Raw genomic sequence first — 22,245 nt, forward strand, 5'->3', positions numbered from 1 at the left:
TTCTCAGTGCTGTCGGGGCTCAGTCGTCCCAGTTGTTGCGGTTCGGCCGCTGGCCGGGCTGTCCGTTCGGAGGACCGTAGTACTCGTCCTGGTCGCCGTAACCGCCCTGCTGCTGCTGGTCGTACCCGCCGTACGCCCCGCCCTGCTGCTGGTCGTAGCCACCGGGCGCCGCGGGCTGACCCGGCTGAGCCGGCGGCTGACCGCCGTACCCGTTGCCGTACTGCGGGGCGCCGCCGTAGCCGCCCTGATCGCCGTAGCCCGCCTGCTGCTGGTCGTACCCGCCGTACGCCCCGCCCTGCTGGTCGTAACCACCCTGCGGGCCGTACCCGTCGTTCTGGCCGCCCCAGCCGCCCTGGTCGGCGTAGCCGCCCTGCGGAGCGCCACCGTAACCGGCACCACCCTGCTCGGGCTGGTAGAGGTTGGTGTGCTCGTCGTAGCGCTGCGGCTGCTGTGGTTGCTCCGGCTGGTACAGGTTGGTGTGCTCGTCGTAGCGCTGGTCGTTGCCGTAACCGGCGCCCTGAGCGCCGTAGCCGCCCTGCTGGGGCACGCCACCCTGCTGCACACCGCCGTACGGCGGCTGACCGGCGCCGTAACCGTCCTGGTCGCCCCACTGATCGTTCGCACCGGCGAAGCCGCCCTGTGCGGGGGCGGGAGCACCGTACGGGTCGGGGAACTCGTCCTCGACCGGGCGGTGGATCATCGTCGGAGCGTCGCTGATGCCACCGGGCATCCGGCCGGCCGGGGCGATCATCGTGGCGTCGCCGCCACGGCCCGCACCCACCGGAGAGGCGACCCGCGTGGCGTCGAACTGACCGCCGCCGACGGGCATCGGGCTCGGACCGCCGAAGCCGGTGCTCGCCGCGTCGTCGTCACCGCCGGCCTCGCTGTTGCGGCGGCGCAGCCAGACCAGTGCGAAGGCGCCGATACCGGCCGCGACCAGCAGGACACCCATGATGATCAGGAGCCAGTTGGTGCCGCCCTCGGCGTCGCTCGCCGCGTTGTTCGCGTCCAGCCCGCCGGCGGGCTCGCTGGCCTCGTCGGTGGGCTCAGCTTCGTCGGTCACTTCTTCTTCAGTCGGCGTGGCACTTGCCGATACAGAAGCCGAGGGTGACGCGGAAGGGCTCTCGGAAGCGAGCTTCTTCAGCGTGATCTGTGCGGTCGCCGAACGGCCGGCGGAACCCTGCACGTTCACCGTCTTCGCCTGGAAGCCGTCCTTCACCGCGCCGACGGTGATGTTGCCGGGCGCGATGGGCTGGTTGTCCGAGGAGGTGAAGGCGTAGAGACCCTCGCCGTTGGTCTGCGTGCGGTACTGGTGGCCGGCGCTGTCGGTCATGGCCACGTCGACACCGGACAGCCGGTCGCCGTCGCTGCTCTTGATCCGGCCGGAGACCTGGCGCACCGTCTGCGGCGCGTCCGGGCCCTTGACGGTGACCGTCTCGGTGGCCGTGGCGGTCTCGTTGTTCAGCGTGGCGGTCACCGTGATGGTGACCGACCGGCTCTCGCCCGCGTTCACGTCCGGCGCGGTCAGCGTGGCCGAGAAGTTCTCCGACTGCTGGATCTCGCGGACCGGGCTGCAGTCGCCGCCGGTGCACCGCATACCGGTGACCCGGATGGATGCCCGGTTGTTGCCCTGCTCGCCCTCACCACCGTCAGGCCCGGGGTTACTAACGGTGTATTGCACCGTTACAGTATTTCCAGAGGTAACCTCGGCTGCGGACAGTGAGTTGATGGCTACGTTCGGTGGGGCTGCCAGGGCAGCCGTCTGCACGCCGGCCACCAGGCCGGCGACCAGCGCCAGGAACGCACCGGCCTGAGTCGCCCGGGCTCGTAGGTGCGTCGTCAACGTCCACCGCCTTCCGGTCGCGGTCCCCGGATTCGGCGACCGGTGATCCCGCGACTTTGATACACCGTCGGCCACTATGCCTTGCCACACGTCTTTCGCGCGACCCAGGGCGGTGTGCCGTTGTTGGCAGACCGGGTCGTATCGTCCCGACGTGTCCCCTGCGCACAATAAATCCGAGTCGGTGTCCGAGGCGTTGGACGCGCTGGACCGGGGTGTCGAACCCGAGCGTCCGGTGCTGCGTGACGCCGTCCGAGCCCTGCTGACCGAGTTGTCCCGACGAGCGCCTGGCCGTTCGGTGGAGGTCCGTATTCCACCTTTCGGTGCGATTCAGTGTGTTGCGGGTCCGCGACATACCCGCGGCACACCGGCCAATGTGGTCGAAACGGATCCGATGACCTGGCTGCTGGTGGCCACCGGGCGCCTGGACTGGAACGAGGCGGTCGGCGACGGCCGCATCCGGGCGAGTGGTGTCCGAACCGATCTGAGCGAGTACCTGCCGCTGAGCGGATGACGAGCCAGGGGCCGGTACCCGTGGGCTCGCGTACACTGGGCGATCGGAGCGGACCAGCGAGTTCGAGCAGATCAGCGCTTCGAGCCGTTTATGCAGATCCGACAACGAGGGAGCAACCAGGTGCCCCGAGGCGACGGCCGGTTGACCGACGATCTCGACCCCCAGGAACGTGGCCCCCAGGACGCCTGCGGTGTCTTCGGAGTCTGGGCCCCCGAGGAAGAGGTGTCCAAGCTCACCTACTTCGGGCTCTACGCACTGCAGCACCGCGGCCAGGAGGCCGCCGGTATTGCGGTGAGTGACGGTTCCGGCGTGGTGGTCTACAAGGACATCGGCCTGGTCTCCCAGGTCTTCGACGAGCCGACGCTGGCGAGCCTTCGTGGCCACCTGGCGATCGGCCACGCACGGTATTCCACCACCGGTGGGTCCAACTGGGAGAATGCGCAGCCCACGATCCGGGCCACCCCGGCCGGCACCACGATCGCGCTGGCCCACAACGGCAATCTGGTCAACACTGCCGAGCTGGCCAAGGAGGTCGCCGAGCGCGGCCTCGAGGTGGGCGACTCGACCTCCGACACCGCCCTGGTCACCACGCTGCTCGCCAGCCGGCCCGACCTCTCGGTCGAGGCCGCCGCGCTCGAGCTGCTGCCGACCCTGCGCGGCGCGTTCAGCTTCGTCTTCATGGACGAGAACACGCTTTATGCGGCTCGTGACGCGCAGGGCGTGCGCCCGCTCGTCCTGGGCCGGATGGAGCGTGGCTGGGTGGTCGCCAGCGAGACCGCCGCGCTCGACATCACCGGTGCCAGCTTCGTCCGCGAGGTGGAGCCCGGCGAGATCATCGCCATCGACGAGCACGGCCTGCGCTCCAGCCGGTTCGCCGCGCCGGAGCCCAAGGGCTGCCTCTTCGAGTATGTGTATCTCGCCCGGCCGGACACCACGATCGCCGGCCGCAACATCTACTCCGCTCGGGTCGAGGTCGGCCGCAAGCTGGCCAAGGAGCACCCCGTCGAGGCCGACCTGGTGATCGGTGTGCCCGAGTCGGGCATCCCGGCCGCCATCGGTTACGCCGAGGCCTCCGGGATCCCCTACAGCGCCGGCTTCATGAAGAACGCGTATGTCGGCCGCACCTTCATCCAGCCGTCGCAGACGATCCGGCAGCTCGGCATCCGGCTGAAGCTGAACCCGCTTCGCGAGGTGGTCCGCGGCAAGCGGATCGTGGTGATCGACGACTCGATCGTCCGCGGCAACACCCAGCGGGCCCAGATCCGGATGCTGCGTGAGGCCGGCGCCCTGGAGATCCACGTCCGGATCTCCTCGCCGCCGGTGAAGTGGCCGTGTTTCTACGGCATCGACTTCGCCACCCGCGCCGAGCTGATCGCCAACGGCCTGGAGATCGACGGCATCCGCCGCTCGATCGGGGCCGACAGCCTGGGTTATGTTTCCCTGGACAATCTGGTCCAGGCGACGGAGCAGCCGAAGACCCGGCTCTGCATGGCCTGCTTCGACGGGCAGTACCCGATCGAGTTGCCGGCCGGGGATCTGATCGGTAAGCACGTGCTGGAGGGCGTGGGCCGTCGTGCCGCCATGCCGGGTGCCTCGGCCGAGGCGGCCACGGCGGCGGTCGCCGAGCTCGAGTCCGATTACGAGGCCCGCGAGTATGCGGACGACGACCGGTCCACGCCGGTTCCGCTTGTCGCCAGCCCCGGCGGCGCGGCGGCGCTGCACCACCCGTGACTTTGTTGTTCCAAGAACCGCTAAGGGGAGAACCGTGACGCACGTGTCCGAGCGCAGCAGTGCCGGATCCAACGGCGCCGAAGGCGCTGACCGCCAGCTGTGGACGGCGGGTTCCGGCCGTGGCGCCCCGCGCAAGCGGTCCGCCACGTATGCGGACGCGGGCGTCTCGATCCACGCCGGTGACCGTGCGGTCGAGCTGCTCAAGTCGAAGGTCAAGAAGACCACCCGTCCCGAGGTGATCGGTGACCTGGGCGGCTTCTCCGGCCTGTTCCGGCTGAACACCCAGAAGTACAAGAGCCCGATCCTGGCCTCGTCGACCGACGGCGTCGGCACCAAGCTGGTGATCGCCCAGCAGCTCGACATCCACGACACGATCGGCATCGACCTGGTCGCCATGGTCGTCGACGACCTCGTGGCCTGCGGTGCCGAGCCGCTGTTCCTGCTCGACTACATCGCCTGCGGCGAGGTCGTCCCGGACAAGGTCGCCGAGATCGGCGCCGGCATCGCCGACGGCTGCCGGTACGCGGGTTGTGCCCTGCTCGGTGGCGAGACCGCCGAGCACCCCGGCGTCCTGCGCCCCGACGAGTACGACGTCTCCGCCACCGGTGTCGGTGTGGTGGAGGAGAGCGAGATCCTCGGCCGCGAGCGGGTCGAGGTCGGCGACGCGGTGATCGCGATGCGCTCGTCCGGCCTGCACTCGAACGGATATTCGCTGGTGCGCCACGTGCTGCTCGGCGCCGGCCGGATGCGCCTGGACACCGTTGTCGACGACTTCGGCACCCAGCGGACCCTCGGTGAGGAGCTGCTGACCCCCACCAAGATCTACGCCAAGGACTGCCTCGGCCTGATCGAGGAGACCGACGTCCGGGCGTTCTCGCACGTCACCGGCGGCGGTATCCCCGGCAACCTGGTCCGCATCCTGCCGGACCACGTGGACGCCGTGGTGGACCGTTCCACCTGGCGCCCGCAGCCGATCTTCGACCTGATCCAGGCGAAGGGCCGCATCGAGGACTCCGAGATGGAGGCCACGTTCAACATGGGCGTCGGCATGTTCGCGATCGTCTCGTCGGACGACGCCGACCGTGCCATGGCCTACCTGACCGGCCGTGGCGTCGAGGCCTGGCAGGTCGGCGAGGTCATCGAGGGCTCCGGTGAGGTTCAGATGATGGGTTCCTACACCCGCGGCTGATCCGATGCTCGGCAAAAAGTGATTCTGGTTCGCGATAGAGCCCACGTGAAATGATCCGCGTGTGTCGATGTCCGGCACATGCGGATCTTTCGCATTCCGGGGTGGACCGCGAGGCCTAGCCTGACCTGAGTCACAACCAGGACGGGAGTGTGGTGACATGACGACTGCGTGGAGTGGGATGCGGGGCATCTCGCCGATGCCCAGCTACGTCGTCCTTCAGCCCACTACCCTCTGCAACCTCGCCTGCGAGTACTGCTACCTGCCGTTTCGCCGGGAGAACCGGAAGATGCCGGTGGAGGTGGCCCAGGCTGTCGCGGACGGGGTGGCGGGCTTCAGCCGTACCGGAAGGTTCTCGGTCGTGTGGCACGGAGGCGAGCCGCTCGCCGCGGGTCTCACCCACATGGCCGCGCTCTTCGCGCCGTTCGGCTCCGCCGTCGAGCATCATGTGCAGACGAACGCGACGCTCATCGACGACGCCTGGTGCGAGTTCTTCCTCGCGCACGACGTGCGGGTCAGCGTCAGCGTGGACGGCCCCCGGGCGCGCAACGGCGACCGGGTTGACCGGGGCGGCAAGCCCGCCTACGACCAGATCCTGAAGGGCGTCGAAGCGCTGCGACGACACGGCATACCGTTCTCCACACTCTGCGTGGTGGGCGATCCGCGACCCGGCGTGGCGACCGAGCTGTACGAGTACTTCCTCGAACTCGGTTGTGAGGTGCTCGGTATCAACGTGGAGGAGCTGGAGGGTGTCAACACCCGGCTCAACCGGCACGACCCGGCCGCGGTGAGCGCGTTCTGGGCCGAGCTGGTCGCGGCCTGGCGGCGGGACCCCCGGATCCACCTGCGCGAGGTCGAGTGGACCCTGCGGTACGCGGCAGCGGTCCTCGACGGCACCGCGGACGAGCTGCTGCCCCGGCAGCTGGACCCGATACCGACCGTCGCCCACGACGGCTCGGTGGTGCTGCTCTCACCCGAGCTGGCCGGCTTCCACGACCCCCGCTACGGCGACTTCAGCAGCGGCAACGTCCTCAGCACCCCCCTGCCGGAGATCCTGGCCGGAGCCGCGGACAATGCCTGGATCGGCGAGTTCCTGCGCGGCATCGAGGCCTGCCGCGAGACCTGCCCCTATTTCGGCTTCTGTGGTGGCGCCCACGCGGCAAACCGCTACTTCGAACACGGCCGGTTCGACGTCACCGAGACGGACCACTGCCGTAACAGCAAGATTCGCCTATTGGAGGGAGTGCTGGACCATGCCCGAGATCACGAAGCCACGGCTGTCTGACGGCCTGGAGACGGATCCGGTGACGGCACGGGTGCACGGTGCTCGAGCCGGACTGGCCGCGCTCATCGCGGAGGCCGAGGTGGCCAGGGAGAAACGCGCCGAGCAGGCACCACAGGACGAAGGCTCGGCGGTCTGCGCCTGGAACCACTTCGAGAACATCCCGACGTTCTACAACTGGAACAACCGGCCCCGCTGAAGACGGGGCTCGGTCGAAGCCCACGCGGACAACGCCGCGTGGGCTTCAGTGCAACCGTAGGAATGTTGATGACCACGACGACACACGTGAGCACGCGGGTCAAACCGCGTGCTCTGTGCGAAACGGGTCAGAGCCGCCTTGGTGGCGACCAGGAATCCTGGTCGTCCTCAGCGTCGTCGTCCTCATCATCATCGACGAACTCTTCGTTGTCGTCGGTGAAGTGATGGTCGGACTTACCGGCACCCGCCAGTTCGCGCTGCAAGGCGGTGAGGTCGGTGTTCGGGGAGTGATACTTCAACTCCCGGGCCACCTTCGTCTGCTTGGCCTTAGCACGGCCGCGCCCCATGGCTCGACCCCCTCGCACAGAATTCGGGGCAGCCCGAAGGCGGGCCCCGATGACGTCAGGCATCTCTCGTGGGTCTTACGGTACATGGACGAGGCCGCGTTCGGCACCTCGGGTTGCGTGTGACACTGCCGCGCGTCGCGGTTCGTTCATTCCGAGGCCGCGCGGCAGCTATCAAACCGGCTTAACCGCCTCAGTTGAGGTAGATCGCCCGAAGACGGCCGACCTCGGCCATACGGCGCTCGGCAAGCCGGTCGGCGGCGACCGCCGGTGGCACGCCCTCGTCGCCGGCGAGGTGGAGGATCCGCCCGGTGGTGGCGAAGATCCCCGTCGCCCGCAGCTTGGCCCGCTCGAAGTCGAAGCCCTGGATCTCGTCGGCCACCTGGATCACGCCGCCGGCGTTCAGCACGTAGTCGGGGACGTAGAGGATGCCGCGATCCTGCAGCAGCTTGCCGATGCCGGGGTGGGCGAGCTGGTTGTTGGCGCCGCCGGCCACCACCGTGGCGGTCAGGACCGGCACGGTGTCGTCGTTCAGCGCGCCACCGAGGGCGCACGGCGCGTACACGTCGATGTCGGAAGTGATCAGCGTGTCGGTGTCGGCCACCAGGTGGATCTCGGGGTGGGTGGTGCGTGCCCACTCCAGGGCCACCGGGCTGACGTCGGTGGCGGCCACCGTGGCGCCGTCGGCGAGCAGGTGACCGGCGAGGAACTTGCCCACCTTGCCCAGGCCCGCGATCCCGACGGTGCGGCCACGCAGCGACGGGCTGCCCCAGGTGTGCTCGGCGGCGGCGCGCATGCCCTGGAAGACGCCCCAGGCGGTCAGCTCGGACGAGTCGCCGGCTCCGCCGTTCTGCCGGCTACGGCCTGTCACGTACCGGGTCTCCCGGGCCACCACGTCCATGTCCGGTACGTAGGTGCCGACGTCACAGGCGGTGTAGTAGCGGCCGTTCAGCGACTCGACGAACCGCCCGTACGCCCGCAGGAGCGCCTCGCTCTTGTCCCGGACCGGGTCGCCCCAGATCACCGCTTTGCCGCCGCCCAGGTCAAGCCCCGCGATCGCGTTCTTGTACGCCATGCCGCGGGACAGCTTGAGCACGTCGGCGAGGGCTGCTTCCTCGTTCTCGTACGGGTAGAAACGGGTCCCGCCGAGGGCGGGGCCGAGCGCGGTCGAGTAGATGCCGATGATGGCTTTGAGACCGGTGGCCCGGTCCTGGCAGAAGACGACCTGTTCGTGCCCGTTGGCGTCGTTGCCGTCGGTGTCGAACACACCCATCGTTGCTCTCCTGATCTGCTTGCGTGGCCTTCGTGGGGCCTGCGAACGCCGGCGGGGTGGGCCGGACAAATGAAATCTTTTCAACCTGGCGCCGGGCCGGGAGTTGCCGGCCGTGGGCCGGCGTCAGGCGCTGCCACCCTGGCCACGTTGAAAGACTTCATTGCGAGCGTAGTCGCGCGAATGCCATGGCGATTACGCCCGCGCGGGAAGTTCCACACGGCCGAATTCGTGAAAGGATCGCGCCGTGCCGTCACTGTTCGCGTCGTACCTACGGGTTTACGAACCGCTGACCGCCTTCGACCGCGACAGGCAGCTCTTCTGGCGTCAGTACGCGAGCGAGGGCCGCGATCTGGGCCTCGTCGAAGGACCCGTCCGTCAGCGCACCGCCGTGCTGGAGGCCCTGGGCGCCGGTTGGACCAGGCTGCCCGACCTGCCGGACGAGGCGTATGTGCTGGAGTGGGGCGACTCCGTCCTGGTCTGCCCGTGGAACCTGCGCCTGCGGGTCGCCGAGGCGGCCCTGAACGCTCGCGACGGTGTGCCCGCGGTGCTCGCCGACGCCTTCGTCCCGCCGGTGCTGGCCGGTCAGGCCAAGGCCGTGGTGGAGGACTGGCGCAGCGGCGCCAAGGTTCTGGAGCACGGTGTCCCGCGGGTGCACGAGCAGACCTCCACCTGGGGTGTGCCGCTGCGGTGGTTCGCCTTCGTGGACCTGGAGGAGCGGGAGATCTCCCTGTCCGGCCGGCGCCGCGTCCTGCGCTACCGGACCGAGATCTCCAAGGCCCGGCGGCGGGCCCACCGTGCCGTCTCCGTGCTGCGCAAGGCGCTCGGCGACGCCCCGATCACCGAGGCGGTGGAGGAGGGAACGCGCTGGCTGGAGGAGTTCCACCCGCGTTCGGTGATCGAACTCGACTACGGCGGCCTCGTCAACCTCCTTCCGGAGGACAACCTGACCGAGGACGATTCCCCCGGATTGGTGGCAGCCGGACTTTCGGCACTTTCTCGCGGTGACGCTGAGTCAGCTAGCGAGGCGTACGAGAAGTTGGTCGCGCGGTGGCGTGTTGTCCAGCTTTTGGAGCGAAGCAACTGACCTGGGGAAATGGGACAGACACACACGTATCCCAGCCCGAGAGAGCGCTTCCGAAGCGAACACTCTTCGTAATCGGCGAGGGCCGAAGGGTGATAATCGGACTAAACGCGGCACTATCTGGCGTAGAAAACGCGCAAAAATCGGGCATGCTTCATCCGTCTATCTGGGGACGTTCGTCCGTTCGGCCCATGTCGGACATCGGGGACTAGCCGGACCATGAGAGACGCACCGGCCGGCGGGACCCCGGCCGATGTTTTTTAGGCACCTGTGGAGGAGTGACCGATGGCATCGCGTACGCACGATCCTGAGCCGCTACTAACGCCGGCCGAGGTGGCGTCGATGTTCCGTGTCGACCCGAAGACCGTTACTCGGTGGGCGAAGGCGGGCAAGCTCAGCGCAATTCGCACGCTGGGTGGCCACCGTCGCTACCGGGAGTCGGAGGTCCGCGCCCTGCTGCAGGGGCAGATCCCCACGCAGCGCCAGGGCGACTGACCACGAGTCGACCGCAATATCGTTGCAAGGGGCGAGCGCTGGGGAAGGCGATCGCCCCTTCTTCGTTTCGAACCCACCTACCTATCCGAAGAAACGATCAAGACGGCGCCGGGTGATCCCGGCGCCGTCTTTGTCATCCGAAAGGATCATGCAGGCATCCGAAAGGATCATCCGGGCGCTCGACCGGATCACGCGGTCAGGCAACGAGCACGGCGACGGTGCCGTCGACACCGCGGCGCAGACGGCTGCCGAGCATCGTCAGGTGACCGACCAGCCCGTACTTCTTCTTGATGCCCGCGCCGACGCGCAGCCGGTCGGCGTGATCGCCGATCCGGGCGGTGGCCTCGATCGCCTCGCCGGACGGGGTGCCGCGCATGTCGCACGGTGCCACCGTGACCCGGCCGCTGTTGCGGATCCGCTTGAGCTTTCCGCTCCCGGCGACGGTCCAGAAGGCGAGGCCGGCGCCGTCGGGGACGACCCACAAGGGTGTCGCCACCGCACGGCCGTCCCGGCGGAACGTGGTGAGCAGGACGTACTTCTCCGACCCGAGTTGCTGCAGTGCGGCCATGTACTCAAGAGTAGTGACCATGGGAAATCCGGCGATCGGTGACGCCTTCGGCGAAATGATCAGGGACGCGTACGCGGTGCGCACCGGGATCGGACCGAGGCCATTGGCCGGCGGACGACTGCCCCGCCCCGTGATCGAGGTGATCGAGCGGGACGACGGGCTGATCAACGGAGCGCCCGCCGACCACTACCTGGACGAGCCGGGCGCCTGGCAGCCGTGGGACCGCCGTGCGCTCGCTCTCTGCCGGGGCCGGGTGCTCGACATCGGCGTGGGTGCCGGCCGCGCCGCGATCGAGCTGCAGCGGCGGGGCATCGCGGTGACCGGGCTGGACACCTCGGCCGGCGCGATCGAGGTCTCCCGCAAGCGAGGGCTGCGTGACACCGTGTTGAACACGGTCGACGAGTTCTCCCGGGCCAGCGTCCGGTACGACACATTCCTGCTGCTCGGCAACAACCTCGGCCTGCTGGAGAGCGCGGAGCGGGCACCAGTGTTCCTGGCCGCCCTGGCCGGACTCGCCAACCCGGGTGCCCGGCTGGTGGCGCAGGGCGCGGATCCGTACGGCACGCGGGACCCGCTGCACGTGGCGTACCACGAGCGGAACCGGGAGCGGGGACGGCTCGGTGGGCAGCTGCGGCTGCGGCTGCGGTACCGCGAGCTCGCCACCGACTGGTTCGACTACCTGAACTGTTCGGTGGCCGAGCTGGAAGGCCTGGTGGCGGGCACCGCGTGGCGGTTGAAATCGATCGACGAGCGAGAGCGGCCGTACTACGTTGCGGTCATGGAGTACTCATCCAACCGCCCCACCCACCACCCATGAACGGAATGAAACCAGCCTCATGACCCCACTCACCCGCGACCAGGTGCGCCTCAGCAAGCGGCTCTCCCTGGTTCTGCGGCACCGGCCCGAGGTGGCCGGTCTCTCGCTCGACGCGAACGGCTGGACGCCCGTCGCGACGCTGCTCACCGCCCTCGGCATCAGCCGGGCGGAGCTTGACGTCGTGGTGGCGGGCAACGACAAGGCCAGGTTCGCGGTTTCCACCGCCCCGGACGGCGCGGATCTGATCCGTGCCAGTCAGGGCCACTCCCGGCGGGTCGCTGTCGATCTCGACCTGCCGCCTGTCGATCCGCCCCGTGAGCTCTTCCACGGGACGCCCCGGGCGAACCTGGCATCGATTCAGCGGGACGGTCTTCGCCCGCGGAGCCGGCACCATGTGCACCTCTCGATCGACGTGCCGACCGCGCTCGTGGTGGGCCGCCGCCGATCGACAGATGTCGTCGTTCTCGCGGTGGCTTCGGGGGTGATGGCGGACGAGGGACACGTCTTCCACCGCAGCGACAACGGGGTATGGCTGACCACTGTCGTGCCGTCATCGCATATTTCGGTAAAACGGACAAATCCGTAATCTGCCAGGTTGATCGACCATCCACTGTGGGCGGTGACGGGTTCTCCGGACAGCAGCCCTGAACCGCCGTTAGCTTGGACGGATGGGGAGGGTTACACGGAGTCAGCTCACCGATCTCCCCAGTGCTCTCGGTCTGCCCGTCGCGCTTCTTATCGCACTGATCCTTGCCGGTCTCGCCTTCGGCCTGCCGGTGCTGGATCGGTCCGTGCCGGCCGAGCGTGCTGTGCCGTCCGGTGAGCCGTACGAGGTGGGCGCGGGCGTCACTGTCGTCCCGCCGCCCGGAGCGACGCTCGACCTGACCGGAACCCGGCCGGGGAAGGAGCGGGGCACCGCCCTGTTCCGGTTCGGCCCGGTGCAGTACGCGATCTCCGTACAGCCCTTCGACGGTGACCTGACCGCGGCCGCCGTACGCCTGCGCCAGCGGATCACCGGCACTTCCGGTCACCAGGTCACCGGTACGCAGCTCGCCGCCGCCACCGCGGGAGGGCTGGCCGGTCTACAGGGGGGATATACGGCCGGCGATCGTGACGGCCGGTACACCGTCTTCGTCGCGCACGGCTTCACCATCGAGATCATCGTGAGCGGCGCCGACCAGGACCTCGGGCGGACCCTGCCGGCGATCGACGCGAGCACCCGCACCCTGCGCTTCGACACCCGCCGCCCCGAAGGCCACCGGTGACCGATCAGCCGCCGGTGAGCGGAGGGCCCCCGATGACGGGCAGCCGTCCGTGAGCGACCCGGTGCGCCCCGGCGTCCGCCAGCCCGCCGCGCTCACCCGCCGGCCCGCCTTCTGGGTGGTGGCCGCCCTGCTGGCCGCCGGCGCCGTGCGTATCGCCCAGATCACCGGCCGGTTCCTCGACGTGTACCCGCTCGCCACGATCACCGCGATCCTGCTCTTCGCGCTGCTCGCCGTACCCTTCTGGCTCTTCGTCTCGGAACTCGACTTCCTCGAGCGCGAGCCGGCCAGCCTGCGGGTGGTCGCGTTCGCCTGGGGCGGCCTGGTCGCCACCTCGGTGTCGATTCCGGGCAGCAACGCGCTGGAGAACCTGATCGCGAAGCTCGGTTCGCCGCATCTCGCGGCGGAGTGGGGTGCCGCGCTGGCCGGGCCGACGGTCGAGGAGATCGCCAAGACGCTCGGTGTCATCGCCATCGTGCTGATCGCCCGGCCGCAGGTGAACAGCGTGCTCGACGGCGTGGTCTACGGCGCGCTCGTCGGCCTCGGCTTCCAGATCGTCGAGGACGTGGTCTTCGCCGTCGGCGCGGTGTCGCTGGCCGGGGGAGGTGATCAGATTCAGCCGGTGGTCACCACGTTCCTGGTACGCGGCTTCCTGGCCGGGGTGTGGAGCCACACCCTCTTCGGTGCCCTGGCCGGCGCCGGAATCGGTTACCTCGTGGTCAACCCGGACCGCACCCGGCGGCACCGGATCGCGATGGCCGGGCTCGCCCTCGCCGGTGCGTGGGCCTCGCACGTGCTGTGGAACTCGCCGCTCTTCCGCGACGGCTTGGGCAACGGTGCGCTCGCGCTGCTCGCGGTGCTGGTCTTCAAGGGCCTGCCGCCACTGCTCCTGATCCTGTACCTGGTCCGGCGGGCGCACGACCGGGAGGCCGCCTACTACGTGGGGAAGCTGGCGGAGCTGCGTGACCCGGCGCTGATCACCGACGGCGAACTGCTGGTGCTCGGCTCGGGATCACGCCGCGCCGCGGCCCGGCGGCATGCCGCGGCGAGGGCGGGCCGGCGTGCCCGGTCGGCGGTACGCCGTCTGCAACGTGCACAGGCCCGGCTCGCGGTCGAACTGAGCCGGGCCACGGAACCGGAGGTCCGGCACCATGCGGAGGTGCGCAAGCACCGTGCCGTGCTGGAACAACTCGGACATCCGGAGGCGGTGGAGGGCGACCGGACCTGGCGGCACACCGTCTCCACCGTCGGTACGACAGCCGTGGCGATCGGCGTCCTCTGGGTCGCCCTATCTCTTATCAACTAACTACACGGTCGGCGGCAGCCCGCCGTCACCGTCGACGATCAGGTCCGGCGTACCGTCCTCGTCCAGGTCGACCATGGTGATGTCGACCTTGCCGTCGCCGTCGGTGTCGAACTGGTACAGGTCGGGCTTGCCGTCGCCGTCGGTGTCCGAGACCCAGACATCCGGCTTGCCGTCACCGTTCGCGTCGCTGGTCACCAGGTCGACACGGTCGGACCCGCGAGTCTCGATGATCTCCTGCGGCTCGCTCACGATGCCTCCTTCTCCGGCCGGTCGATCCGGCCCGACAGTCCGTCAGTACCCGAATGATCGCCCGGTCAGTCAATAGAGCTGTGACGGTTGTCGCTGGTCCGGACGCGAGGCGCCGGTAACGTACGCCGACGTGGATATCGCGGAAGACGGTACTCAGCACCTGTTCACCAGCAGCGGTGGCGGTGCGCTCGCCGAACGGATGGGCATCGTGATCACCGAGGCCTCCGACGAGCGGGTGGTCGGCACGATGCCGGTCGAGGGCAACACCCAGCCGTACGGGCTGCTGCACGGCGGTGCCTCCTGCGTGCTCGCCGAGACGCTCGGTTCGGTGGGCGCGGTCCTGCACGGTCAGACCGTGGACCGGCCGTTCGCGGTCGGCGTCGACATCAACGCCACCCACCACAAGGCCGCCCGATCGGGTCTGGTGACCGGAATCGCAGTGCCGGTGCACCGGGGGCGTGCGGTGGCGACGTACGAGGTGGTCATCGAGGACGAGAGCGGCGATCGGGTCTGCACCGCACGGATCACCTGTCTACTCCGTGGTGCTTGAATTCCCTCGTCGGTGAGCGTTCCTTGACGGTTGGACGTACCTTTTCTGACGTGACCGAAGTACCACAGGACGCGTTCGAAGACGCGGCGCAGATCCTGCGCTCCGCCCTCACCGGCGACAGCGCCGCCGTCGCCGACACCTTCGACGCGGTCGTCGACAGGGACGGCGTCGTCGGCGCGTGGGACGTTGCCTGGTGCCTCGCGGCGACCATGGTCGGTCAGATTCCGCCCGGCGGCGCCTGGACGCTGGAGTTCCCGGGCATCGACGACGCTCGTTACGACAAGCGCTGGGTCGCCCGGTTCGTCAGCGCCTACGTCAACGGGGACTTCCCCACCGGCGAGGCGCTCTTCGGAGCCGCGATCGCCGACGGCCGGCTCCCCGACTGCCTGCTCGCGCTCGCCGGCTCCACGGTCGCGACCCTGCGCCATCGGGCAGCGTGACACGGCTTTGCGCGTACCCCCTCATGTCTGACGCCCTGCTGGCCCGCGTGCGTAAGTTGCTCGCTATGGCCGAGGACCCGGCCTGCACGCCCGGCGAAGCCGAGGCGTTCACCGCGAAGGCCGCCGACCTGATCGCGAAATACGGCGTCGACCAGGCGATGCTCGCCGCCCTCGACCCGGCGGCCGACCCGGTCGGGGACCGGGTCGTCACGATCGACCCGCCCTACTCCCGCGACAAGGCCGGGCTGCTCGCTGCCGTCGCCGCGCCGATGCGCTGCCGGGTGGTGCACCTCGAACGCCGCAGCCTCGCCCGCAGCCACCTTTTCGGACATGCCGCCGACCTGGAGCGGGTCGAGCTGCTCTTCACCTCACTGCTCGTCCAAGTGGCACACGGCCTGGTGGCGAGCCCCGTGCCGGCGGGCGAGCACCCCGCTGCCTATCGGCGTTCCTGGCTGGTCGGTTACAGCCAGGCGGTCAGCGCCCGTCTGTGGGCGGCCGAACGAACCGCCGCCGCGGAGACCCCCGGCGCCGAACTGGTCCTGGTGGATCGCACCGACCTCGTCGAGCGCCGGCGGGACGACACCTACCCACAATTGGCCAAGATGCCGCCGCGCCGGTTGCGGGGCAGCGGCCGGACACGCGGTTACCGCGCGGGTCAGGTCGCCGATCTGGGCGGCTCCGCGGTCACCGGCTCGTGAGCGGTCATTGGTGCTTGAGGTAGAGCGCCTTCGTGTACTGCGCGGCTGCGGCATTGTTGTACATCACTGCCTGCGACATGAAGAACCCGTTGTCGGCGATCGCCCGGGTCGCCTGCGAGGTGCCTGACCAGCGGATGTCCGCCTCCGCTTCGGAAAGTCCCCGCGCCTTGAACTGCCGGCGCATCGCAATCCGGCCGCCGCGGAAAGCATCTGCCGCCTCCTCGGCGTGACGCATGCAGAACATCGCTTTGTCCATCAGCGCCTCCCCAAGGGTGTAGGCCGCCTGCTCCGCCTCGTTCGTGAAGGTCTGCACGACTCGCCTCCTCGATTTCCAGAGGTCAAAGGTTTCCAGAGGTCAAAAGGATTCCCGGGCCAGTGACCGATCCCGATAACACTCTGATAGACCGGGCGGCGGCCTACAAGAGGTGGGCGCTGTCGCAGAACGGCAGTCTGCCGGGTGGGCACATTCAAAACCCTTTCGGCGTACGAGTGAAGCGTTTTTACTCAACCGAGCCGGACGGCACCCGATCAAACGCCACGATGAGCGAGACGACAGTCCCGGCCGGCTGGTACGCCGACCCGGCGGGCAATCGAGGGCAGCGCTGGTGGGACGGCTTGCGGTGGACGGGACATGTCCTGCCGGCGGCTGTGGTTTCCGCGTACCCCGAGCCCTTTGGTATGTCGATCGCACCGCAACCGTTGCCGGAGCGCAACCGAACCTGGGGTTTCTCCGGGCCGAACCCGGCCGCCTTCCTCGCGCTGATCCTCGGCCTTGCCGGCCTGGTCGCGAATCCGCTGCTGCTGCCGTCAGCGGGTGCCCTGATCTGGGGCGTTGTCGGCGTGCGGCGCGCCTCCGGCCCGGCGACCGGGCGTGCCATGGCGGTGAGCGGCATCGTGCTGGGCCTGGTGGGTCTGGCCGCCTTCTATTCAGGACTGATCGTCGTCCAACTCGGACATTGAAGCGGATCCCGGCGTTGCCAGTCGCTGATATAGCTTTTGGATCATGACTCACGGGGACCCGGACGGCGACGCGCCACCACCATCGGAGCCGTCGCGACGTCTGCGAATGATGCTGGCGGTGACCGCGGCGGCGCTCGTGATCGGTGCTGCCGCGTCCACCTCGGTGCTGCTTCTTGCCGGATATCGGTACGTTCCGGACCGGAAGTTCGAAGTCGCGGTCTTCTTGGAGCCGGACATCTCGGCCGAGGACAAGGCGGTCATCCGGGCGGAGCTCGACGAGTTCCCGGACGGGGGTGCTGTTCGGCTGGAAACTCGCGACGAGGCGCTGGCCAGGGTGAAGGAGACTTGGAAGCATCAGCCGGATCGGGTCGAGGGCATCCAGTTGGAAAGCATGTCCGAGTCGTTTCGCCTGATTTCGGTGGCTCGTGAGTTCGACTGCGGTCCCGTTCCGGAGATTCGTGAGCTTGCCGGTGTGGAGCGGGTGTGGATCGCGATGCGGCCTGCCGGGGGCCGGTACGGGGCGGAGCTCAGCTGCTGAGTTCGGCGTTTCCGCGCCTCCGGGCCTCCGCCTTTGCGTTTTCGCCTTGGTAGCTGCACACGTTGGCGTTGTGTGCGCTTTCACCCACGTCAGTGGCCCTCTCCGCGCACACGGAACGCCAACGTGTGCGCTCGTGGTGGGGTCGGCCGATGATTTTTCGGGGGCGTGTGGGTCCTTAGTGGTATGACGGAGAGCAATCTGCCTGAGATCGTGTCGCGTGAGCAGTGGCTGGCCGCGCGACGAGAGCTGCTGACCAGCGAGAAAGAGGCGGTGCGCGCCAAGGACGCGCTGAACGCCGAGCGCCGGCGGCTGCCGATGACGCGCGTCGACGAGGAGTACCGGTTCGAGGGTCCGGACGGTTCCGTGAGCCTGCTGGACCTGTTCGACGGCCGGCGCCAGCTGATCGTGCAGCACTTCATGTTCAACCCGGAGTGGGAGGACGGCTGCGGCAGCTGCACGGCCGCCGTCGACGAACTCTCCGACGGCCTGCTGCGAAACCTGCGAGCGCGCAGCACCGTGTACGCCGTCGTGGCCCGTGCCCCGCTGCCGAAGCTGGAGGCGTACCGGGCGAAGCGCGGCTGGACGATCCCGTTCTACTCGTCGTACGGCTCACGCTTCAACTACGACTTTCACGTCACCCTGGACGAGTCGGTGACACCGGTCCAGTTCAACTATCGCGGCCCGGACGAGCTGCGCGAGGCCGGCTTCGCATGGATCCTCGACTCCGACTCGCAGCCGATGGAACAGCCGGGCATGAGTTGCTTCCTCCGGGACGGCGACCAGGTCTTCCACACGTATTCGACGTTCGCCCGGGGAACCGAACAGGTCGGCGGCGCGTACGGGCTCCTGGACATGACGGCCCTGGGCCGCCAGGAGGACTGGGAGGAACCGAAGGGCCGCTCAGACACTTCCCGCGACGCCATCCCCGACTTCAGCTGACGCCATCCGCGCACCGATCGGCGCTTTCGCGCGACGGGTCCGATGCGGGCGTAACGAACCTTGCGTGTGGTTAACGTCGAGGCGGCGAAACAGGCCCGGAAAGCAGAACGCCCACCGTGCTTTTCAGCAGGTGGACGACGCTCAAAGCCCGGCGAGAGGCTTGGTGGCCAGGGGCGGGGTCGAACCGCCGACCTTCCGATTTTCAGTCGGACGCTCGTACCAACTGAGCTACCTGGCCGTGAGACTTTCTTGCGGTCCTGACGGGACTTGAACCCGCGACCTCCGCCTTGACAGGGCGGCGAGCACTCCAACTGCTCCACAGGACCTTGCTTGTAACTGTCGTACCTTACTCCGGCTCGCCAGCAACTCTAGCTGCTAACTTACCAGTACCCCCAACGGGATTCGAACCCGTGCTACCGCCTTGAAAGGGCGGCGTCCTAGGCCACTAGACGATGAGGGCAAGAACTCCGCCATCATTGCACATCCCGCTGGCTGCGTGATCGGCAACGTTTGGTGGCCTTCGCCCCAACCGCGCCCCGTTGAGGCCTGCAAAGCATATGTGATCCACCGAGCGGTCTCCAAATCGGTACCCCTCTTTTGGGTGCCGAGTCTGTGAGCTGCGAAAACGCGGACTCGCTCATCCGGCGGCGCCGGCGGTGGCCACGCGGACTGCGTCGGCCAGACCGGCGAGGGGGGTCACCTCGGGGGGCAGTCCGTGGAGGGGCCAGCCAGGACCGGCTGCGGCGACTACGAGAGGGGGATGAGGTACGCGGAGCAGCCGCTCCAACTGACCGACGTCCCCGGTGGCCGGCAGCTGTGACCAGAGCACCACCACTGCCGGGCCGGTACGGTCGACCGCGTCCAGCAGCGCCCGGACCGGCACCCGCGCCCCGAACAGCCTGGTCGGTACCCCGCCTTCGGCCAGCGCCGCGGCCAGCGCCTCGAGCGGCAGGGTGTGCTGCTCCTCGTCGGCTGCGGCGAGCAGGACGCGGGGGACCCGGTCCCGTGGTGGGCGGGGCACCGTGGCGAGGACCTCGGTGACGGTGCGCGAGAGCAGGTGTTCGACCTCGATGAAGCGCTCGGTGACCTCGTACCGCTCCCCGATACCGATCAGCACCGGCATGATCACTTGGTTCCAGGTGGGGATCACGCCCCGCTCGGTGATCGCTTCCGAGGTGATGTGCCGCATGGACGGTGCGTCCAACCGCATGGCGGCGCGGGCGAGCCCACGGGCCGCCGGATCCGCTCGCACACCGAGCGCGATGGTCTGCCCTCCGCCTGCCGGAGCATCCCCCGCGAAGACGAAGCCCTCCGAGCCCGCAGAAACAGCCGAGCCCGCAGAAACAGCCGAGCCCGCGGAAACAGCCGAGCCCACGGGAGCAGCGGAATCGGCCGTAGCAGCCGAGCCCAGAGAATCGGCGGAACCGTCAGAGGCGGCCGGTTCGGGCGAAGCGGCAGTGGCCTCAGGCGTCCGGCGTGCCCAAGCAGCAGCCTCCGCCGGCGCCACCCCCTGCGCGGTGAGGCGCTGCATCACCTGCAGCCGAACCATGTCCTCGACGGTGTATCGCCGGTGGTGTCCCGGCTCGTGGCGGCTGGGGCCGAGCCCGTACCGCTGATGCCATGTGCGCAACGTGGTCACCGCGACGCCGAGACGGCGTGCTGCGGCGCCGGCGCTCAGGCCGTCATCTGCCACCCGACCGCTCCGGAACAGAAGAACCGGAACGCTCCAGAGCAGCGGAACCAGAAGGTGGGGAGGGCAAAGGGGATGGGGAAGAAAGGTACGAGCTGAGCCGCTCCGCCACACCGGAGAGCCAGGGCGCGTACGTCTCCGGCTCACTCTCCAACCGCTGCCGCAAATCCGGCAGTCCCGTCCACCGCAGCCGTGCCACCTCGGCCGGATCCGGCTGGAACTCGGTGCCGGTCGCGATCTGCCCGAGCAGCACGTGGTCGTACTCCCGCTCGACCCGCCCGGTCATCGGGTCCTCGGCGAAGTACGTGTAGACCCCGACCTCGACCAGCCCCATCCCGGCCACGCCGAGTTCCTCCTTCAGGCGCCGCTGGGCAGCGACCGTCAGGTCCTCTCCCGGCCCGGGATGCCCGCAGCAGGTGTTACCCCAGCGCAGCGGGAAGCGGGTCTTCGTCGCCGCCCGCTGCTGGAGCAGCACCCGGCCCCGGTCGTCGCGGAGGAACACCGAGAAGGCACGGTGCAGCTGCCCGGGCGCCTCGTGCGCCTCCTGCACGGTGGCCGACCCGGCCGGCGTGCCGTCCTCGCCGACAAGCTCGACCAGGTGTGATTCGCGTGCCGTCACTCGGTGCCTCCGGCGATGCGGGAAACGAGGTGTGATTCGCGGGCGGTCACTGGGTGCCTCCGGCGATGCGGGAAACGAGGTGTGATTCGCGGGCGGTCACTGGGTGCCTCCGGCGATGCGGGGAACGAGGTGTGATTCGCGCGTGGTCACTGGGTGCCCCCGGTGATGCGGGAAGCGGCGAGCTTGCCGGAGATCAGAACCATCGGTACGCCTACGCCGGGCTGTGTCCCGGACCCGGTGAACACGACGTTGCCCAGGCTCGGGTGCAGGTTCGACGGCCGGAACGGGCCGGTCTGCGAGAAGCTGTGCGCCGCCGCGAACGGGGTGCCGGCCGCCATCCCGTCGTCGGCCCAGTCGGCCGGCGTGATGATCCGCTGCACTTCGACGCCGTCCCGGAAGCCGATGTATCCACGCTTTTCGAGAACCTGGAGCAGCTCGTCGGCGTAACGCTTGCCCAGGCCGCCGCGCCAGTTCATCGGTCCGGACTCCAGGTTCGGGGTGGGCGCCAGCACGTAGTACGTCTGTTTGCCGTCGGGTGCCGCCGTCGGGTCGGTGTGCGTCGGGTTCGTGACGAGCAGGGACGGATCGCTCATCAGCAGGCCCTTGTTGATCACCTCGTCGAAGGTGCCCTTCCACGCGTGCCCGAAGTGGATGTTGTGGTGGGCGATCTTCGAATAGCTCCGGTCCGATCCGATGTGAAGGACCACGCATGACGGTGAGTAGCTCAGCGGCCGTTGCCAGCGGCGCGGCGGAAGCAGGTCGCGGTAGGCAACAGGAAGGTCCGGGTTGAGTACGACCACGTCAGCCGGGATGTGCTCGCCGTCGGCCGTCATCACGCCGGTGGCGCGGCCGTGTGCCGTGGTCACCCGGTCGACGGTGGTGTCATAACGGAAGGTGACACCGTGTTTCTCGGCGGCGCCCGCCATCGCTTTCGGGACGGCGTGCATGCCGCCGACCGGGAAGTACACCCCGGCCACCGAGTCGAGGTACGCGATGACCGCGTAGATGGCCAGCGCGTCGTGCGGTGCCAGTCCCGCGTACATCGCCTGGAACGAGAAGATCCGCTGGGTTCGGGGGTCCCGAAAGAACTGGTTGATCTTCGGTTGGAGCCGCCGGAACCCGCCCATGCCGAGCAGCTTCAGCAGGCTCAGGTTCATCAGGTCGACCGGGGTGTCCAGGTTCTTGTCGATGAAGTTGGCGCGCTCCAGCTGCCAGAGCCGCCGGGTGTAGTCGACGAACCGCAGGTAGCCGTCGGCCTCGCGGGGGCCGCAGACCCGGGCGACCTCGGCCGCCATCCGGGTGGTGTCGGTACGCACGTCGAGCGTCGACCCGTCCGGGTAGTACGCGCGGTAGGCGGGGTCGAGCGGGGTGAGCTCGAGCCAGTCGCTGAGTTTCTCGCCGACCGCGGCGAGTGGTTCGGCGATCAGTTCCGGCATGGTCAGCACTGTCGGCCCGGTGTCGAACTCGAAGCCGCCGGCCGACAGCCGACCGGCACGGCCGCCGGGTATCGGCTCCCGTTCGACGACGGTGACCTGGCGTCCGGCCGCGGCCAGGTGCAGCGCGCAGGCCAGGCCGCCGAGGCCGGCACCGACCACGACGACTCGGTCGGTGGATCCGGTCACGGTACGCACGTCAGGGCTCCAAAAATCGGGGGGTGATGGAGAA

Annotated in this window: 26 protein-coding genes and 3 tRNA genes; 17 read left to right on the plus strand and 12 right to left on the minus strand. The window is 68.8% G+C overall.

Annotated features, from left to right (window positions below):
• Positions 1-19: 19 nt before the first annotated feature.
• Positions 20-1,681, minus strand: a complete 1,662-nt coding sequence (locus ACFQV6_RS41975; protein ID WP_378033316.1) for a carboxypeptidase-like regulatory domain-containing protein — start codon at positions 1,679-1,681, stop codon at positions 20-22.
• Between the two features lie 313 nt (positions 1,682-1,994).
• On the opposite strand from ACFQV6_RS41975, the gene ACFQV6_RS41980 reads away from it, so the two are divergent.
• From ACFQV6_RS41980 to amcA, 5 genes are all read left to right on the plus strand, one after another.
• Positions 1,995-2,354, plus strand: a complete 360-nt coding sequence (locus ACFQV6_RS41980) for a sterol carrier family protein (protein WP_378033317.1) — start codon at positions 1,995-1,997, stop codon at positions 2,352-2,354.
• 120 nt (positions 2,355-2,474) lie between these two features.
• Positions 2,475-4,085, plus strand: a complete 1,611-nt coding sequence (gene purF, locus ACFQV6_RS41985; protein WP_378033318.1) for an amidophosphoribosyltransferase — start codon at positions 2,475-2,477, stop codon at positions 4,083-4,085.
• 34 nt (positions 4,086-4,119) lie between these two features.
• Complete coding sequence (purM, locus tag ACFQV6_RS41990) at positions 4,120-5,274, plus strand: phosphoribosylformylglycinamidine cyclo-ligase (protein WP_378033319.1); 1,155 nt, start codon at positions 4,120-4,122, stop codon at positions 5,272-5,274.
• A 178-nt stretch (positions 5,275-5,452) separates the two neighbouring features.
• Complete coding sequence (amcB, locus tag ACFQV6_RS41995; RefSeq protein WP_378033346.1) at positions 5,453-6,556, plus strand: cyclophane-forming radical SAM peptide maturase AmcB; 1,104 nt, start codon at positions 5,453-5,455, stop codon at positions 6,554-6,556.
• Positions 6,525-6,752 carry a multiple cyclophane-containing RiPP AmcA gene (amcA, locus tag ACFQV6_RS42000; RefSeq protein WP_378033320.1) on the plus strand — a complete coding sequence of 76 codons (228 nt, stop codon included), beginning with the start codon at positions 6,525-6,527 and terminating at the stop codon, positions 6,750-6,752. Before amcB ends, amcA begins: the two co-directional genes overlap by 32 nt.
• Positions 6,753-6,879: 127 nt before the next feature.
• Here amcA and ACFQV6_RS42005 read toward each other — a convergent pair whose 3' ends face one another.
• Together ACFQV6_RS42005 and ACFQV6_RS42010 are read right to left on the minus strand one after the other, a co-directional pair.
• Positions 6,880-7,098 carry a DUF3073 domain-containing protein gene (locus ACFQV6_RS42005; RefSeq protein ID WP_378033321.1) on the minus strand — a complete coding sequence of 73 codons (219 nt, stop codon included), beginning with the start codon at positions 7,096-7,098 and terminating at the stop codon, positions 6,880-6,882.
• Between the two features lie 190 nt (positions 7,099-7,288).
• Positions 7,289-8,368, minus strand: a complete 1,080-nt coding sequence (locus tag ACFQV6_RS42010; protein ID WP_378033322.1) for a Glu/Leu/Phe/Val dehydrogenase — start codon at positions 8,366-8,368, stop codon at positions 7,289-7,291.
• A 244-nt stretch (positions 8,369-8,612) separates the two neighbouring features.
• On the opposite strand from ACFQV6_RS42010, the gene ACFQV6_RS42015 reads away from it, so the two are divergent.
• Together ACFQV6_RS42015 and ACFQV6_RS42020 are read left to right on the plus strand one after the other, a co-directional pair.
• Positions 8,613-9,452, plus strand: a complete 840-nt coding sequence (locus ACFQV6_RS42015; protein WP_378033323.1) for a hypothetical protein — start codon at positions 8,613-8,615, stop codon at positions 9,450-9,452.
• A gap of 282 nt (positions 9,453-9,734) precedes the next feature.
• A complete protein-coding gene (locus ACFQV6_RS42020; RefSeq protein WP_014687221.1) occupies positions 9,735-9,944 on the plus strand; it encodes a BldC family transcriptional regulator in 210 nt (69 codons plus the stop codon).
• Positions 9,945-10,140: 196 nt separating this feature from the next.
• Here the strand turns inward: ACFQV6_RS42020 and ACFQV6_RS42025 are convergent, their stop codons facing one another.
• Positions 10,141-10,512 (minus strand): PPOX class F420-dependent oxidoreductase, encoded by a 372-nt coding sequence (locus ACFQV6_RS42025; protein ID WP_378033324.1) that lies wholly within the window; start codon positions 10,510-10,512, stop codon positions 10,141-10,143.
• Positions 10,513-10,531: 19 nt separating this feature from the next.
• Here ACFQV6_RS42025 and ACFQV6_RS42030 point away from each other — a divergent pair, with 19 nt between their 5' ends.
• The 4 genes from ACFQV6_RS42030 to ACFQV6_RS42045 all read left to right on the plus strand — a co-directional run bounded on the left by ACFQV6_RS42030 (position 10,532) and on the right by ACFQV6_RS42045 (position 13,897).
• Positions 10,532-11,329, plus strand: coding sequence for a class I SAM-dependent methyltransferase (locus ACFQV6_RS42030; RefSeq protein ID WP_378033325.1), 798 nt, complete (start codon positions 10,532-10,534; stop codon positions 11,327-11,329).
• Positions 11,330-11,348: 19 nt separating this feature from the next.
• Positions 11,349-11,915, plus strand: a complete 567-nt coding sequence (locus ACFQV6_RS42035; protein ID WP_378033326.1) for an RNA 2'-phosphotransferase — start codon at positions 11,349-11,351, stop codon at positions 11,913-11,915.
• Positions 11,916-11,997: 82 nt separating this feature from the next.
• Positions 11,998-12,594, plus strand: a complete 597-nt coding sequence (locus ACFQV6_RS42040; protein ID WP_378033327.1) for a hypothetical protein — start codon at positions 11,998-12,000, stop codon at positions 12,592-12,594.
• Positions 12,595-12,643: 49 nt separating this feature from the next.
• Positions 12,644-13,897 carry a PrsW family intramembrane metalloprotease gene (locus tag ACFQV6_RS42045; protein ID WP_378033328.1) on the plus strand — a complete coding sequence of 418 codons (1,254 nt, stop codon included), beginning with the start codon at positions 12,644-12,646 and terminating at the stop codon, positions 13,895-13,897.
• On the opposite strand, the gene ACFQV6_RS42050 is transcribed toward ACFQV6_RS42045, so the two are convergent.
• The gene (locus tag ACFQV6_RS42050) at positions 13,898-14,146 is read right to left on the minus strand and encodes a hypothetical protein (protein WP_378033329.1); all 249 of its coding nucleotides are present in this window, start codon (positions 14,144-14,146) and stop codon (positions 13,898-13,900) included.
• A gap of 199 nt (positions 14,147-14,345) precedes the next feature.
• Between ACFQV6_RS42050 and ACFQV6_RS42055 the strand changes: the two genes are divergently transcribed.
• From ACFQV6_RS42055 to ACFQV6_RS42065, 3 genes are read left to right on the plus strand one after another with little or no spacing between them, the layout of a single operon-like run.
• The gene (locus tag ACFQV6_RS42055) at positions 14,346-14,696 is read left to right on the plus strand and encodes a hotdog fold thioesterase (protein WP_378033347.1); all 351 of its coding nucleotides are present in this window, start codon (positions 14,346-14,348) and stop codon (positions 14,694-14,696) included.
• 50 nt (positions 14,697-14,746) lie between these two features.
• Complete coding sequence (locus ACFQV6_RS42060; protein ID WP_378033330.1) at positions 14,747-15,136, plus strand: hypothetical protein; 390 nt, start codon at positions 14,747-14,749, stop codon at positions 15,134-15,136.
• A 23-nt stretch (positions 15,137-15,159) separates the two neighbouring features.
• Positions 15,160-15,834 carry a DUF2786 domain-containing protein gene (locus ACFQV6_RS42065; RefSeq protein ID WP_378033331.1) on the plus strand — a complete coding sequence of 225 codons (675 nt, stop codon included), beginning with the start codon at positions 15,160-15,162 and terminating at the stop codon, positions 15,832-15,834.
• A gap of 4 nt (positions 15,835-15,838) precedes the next feature.
• On the opposite strand, the gene ACFQV6_RS42070 is transcribed toward ACFQV6_RS42065, so the two are convergent.
• The gene (locus ACFQV6_RS42070) at positions 15,839-16,147 is read right to left on the minus strand and encodes a hypothetical protein (RefSeq protein WP_378033332.1); all 309 of its coding nucleotides are present in this window, start codon (positions 16,145-16,147) and stop codon (positions 15,839-15,841) included.
• A 227-nt stretch (positions 16,148-16,374) separates the two neighbouring features.
• Between ACFQV6_RS42070 and ACFQV6_RS42075 the strand changes: the two genes are divergently transcribed.
• From ACFQV6_RS42075 to ACFQV6_RS42085, 3 genes are all read left to right on the plus strand, one after another.
• A complete protein-coding gene (locus ACFQV6_RS42075) occupies positions 16,375-16,794 on the plus strand; it encodes a DUF2510 domain-containing protein (RefSeq protein WP_378033333.1) in 420 nt (139 codons plus the stop codon).
• Positions 16,795-16,837: 43 nt separating this feature from the next.
• Positions 16,838-17,332: a permease-like cell division protein FtsX gene (locus tag ACFQV6_RS42080; protein ID WP_378033334.1), complete on the plus strand. Its 495-nt coding sequence runs from the start codon at positions 16,838-16,840 to the stop codon at positions 17,330-17,332.
• Between the two features lie 183 nt (positions 17,333-17,515).
• Complete coding sequence (locus ACFQV6_RS42085; RefSeq protein WP_378033335.1) at positions 17,516-18,271, plus strand: DUF899 domain-containing protein; 756 nt, start codon at positions 17,516-17,518, stop codon at positions 18,269-18,271.
• A gap of 161 nt (positions 18,272-18,432) precedes the next feature.
• Here ACFQV6_RS42085 and ACFQV6_RS42090 read toward each other — a convergent pair.
• The 6 genes from ACFQV6_RS42090 to crtI form a co-directional block, all read right to left on the minus strand.
• Positions 18,433-18,509, minus strand: a tRNA-Phe gene (locus tag ACFQV6_RS42090).
• A 14-nt stretch (positions 18,510-18,523) separates the two neighbouring features.
• A tRNA-Asp gene (locus ACFQV6_RS42095) sits at positions 18,524-18,597 on the minus strand.
• A 61-nt stretch (positions 18,598-18,658) separates the two neighbouring features.
• A tRNA-Glu gene (locus ACFQV6_RS42100) sits at positions 18,659-18,731 on the minus strand.
• A gap of 177 nt (positions 18,732-18,908) precedes the next feature.
• Positions 18,909-19,964, minus strand: coding sequence for a MerR family transcriptional regulator (locus ACFQV6_RS42105; RefSeq protein ID WP_378033336.1), 1,056 nt, complete (start codon positions 19,962-19,964; stop codon positions 18,909-18,911).
• Positions 19,954-20,580: an isopentenyl-diphosphate Delta-isomerase gene (gene idi, locus ACFQV6_RS42110; RefSeq protein ID WP_378033337.1), complete on the minus strand. Its 627-nt coding sequence runs from the start codon at positions 20,578-20,580 to the stop codon at positions 19,954-19,956. Before idi ends, ACFQV6_RS42105 begins: the two co-directional genes overlap by 11 nt.
• Before the next feature lie 146 nt (positions 20,581-20,726).
• Positions 20,727-22,211: a phytoene desaturase family protein gene (crtI, locus tag ACFQV6_RS42115; RefSeq protein WP_378033338.1), complete on the minus strand. Its 1,485-nt coding sequence runs from the start codon at positions 22,209-22,211 to the stop codon at positions 20,727-20,729.
• Positions 22,212-22,245: the final 34 nt, after the last annotated feature.

Origin of the sequence: Actinoplanes sp. GCM10030250, assembly GCF_042666575.1 — a bacterium.
GTDB lineage: Bacteria > Actinomycetota > Actinomycetes > Mycobacteriales > Micromonosporaceae > Actinoplanes.

What these genes read in the sequence shown, in the direction of transcription:
- ACFQV6_RS42005 (WP_378033321.1), bottom strand. Translation starts at nt 7,098, where the DNA reads ATGGGGCGCGGCCGTGCTAAGGCCAAGCAGACGAAGGTGGCCCGGGAG.
- ACFQV6_RS42040 (WP_378033327.1), top strand. Translation starts at nt 11,998, where the DNA reads ATGGGGAGGGTTACACGGAGTCAGCTCACCGATCTCCCCAGTGCTCTC.
- ACFQV6_RS42030 (WP_378033325.1), top strand. Translation starts at nt 10,532, where the DNA reads ATGGGAAATCCGGCGATCGGTGACGCCTTCGGCGAAATGATCAGGGAC.
- ACFQV6_RS42010 (WP_378033322.1), bottom strand. Translation starts at nt 8,368, where the DNA reads ATGGGTGTGTTCGACACCGACGGCAACGACGCCAACGGGCACGAACAG.
- ACFQV6_RS42035 (WP_378033326.1), top strand. Translation starts at nt 11,349, where the DNA reads ATGACCCCACTCACCCGCGACCAGGTGCGCCTCAGCAAGCGGCTCTCC.
- ACFQV6_RS42075 (WP_378033333.1), top strand. Translation starts at nt 16,375, where the DNA reads ATGAGCGAGACGACAGTCCCGGCCGGCTGGTACGCCGACCCGGCGGGC.
- ACFQV6_RS42025 (WP_378033324.1), bottom strand. Translation starts at nt 10,512, where the DNA reads ATGGCCGCACTGCAGCAACTCGGGTCGGAGAAGTACGTCCTGCTCACC.
- ACFQV6_RS42020 (WP_014687221.1), top strand. Translation starts at nt 9,735, where the DNA reads ATGGCATCGCGTACGCACGATCCTGAGCCGCTACTAACGCCGGCCGAG.
- amcB (WP_378033346.1), top strand. Translation starts at nt 5,453, where the DNA reads ATGCGGGGCATCTCGCCGATGCCCAGCTACGTCGTCCTTCAGCCCACT.
- amcA (WP_378033320.1), top strand. Translation starts at nt 6,525, where the DNA reads ATGCCCGAGATCACGAAGCCACGGCTGTCTGACGGCCTGGAGACGGAT.
- ACFQV6_RS42085 (WP_378033335.1), top strand. Translation starts at nt 17,516, where the DNA reads ATGACGGAGAGCAATCTGCCTGAGATCGTGTCGCGTGAGCAGTGGCTG.
- ACFQV6_RS42055 (WP_378033347.1), top strand. Translation starts at nt 14,346, where the DNA reads ATGGGCATCGTGATCACCGAGGCCTCCGACGAGCGGGTGGTCGGCACG.
- ACFQV6_RS42080 (WP_378033334.1), top strand. Translation starts at nt 16,838, where the DNA reads ATGACTCACGGGGACCCGGACGGCGACGCGCCACCACCATCGGAGCCG.
- ACFQV6_RS42065 (WP_378033331.1), top strand. Translation starts at nt 15,160, where the DNA reads ATGTCTGACGCCCTGCTGGCCCGCGTGCGTAAGTTGCTCGCTATGGCC.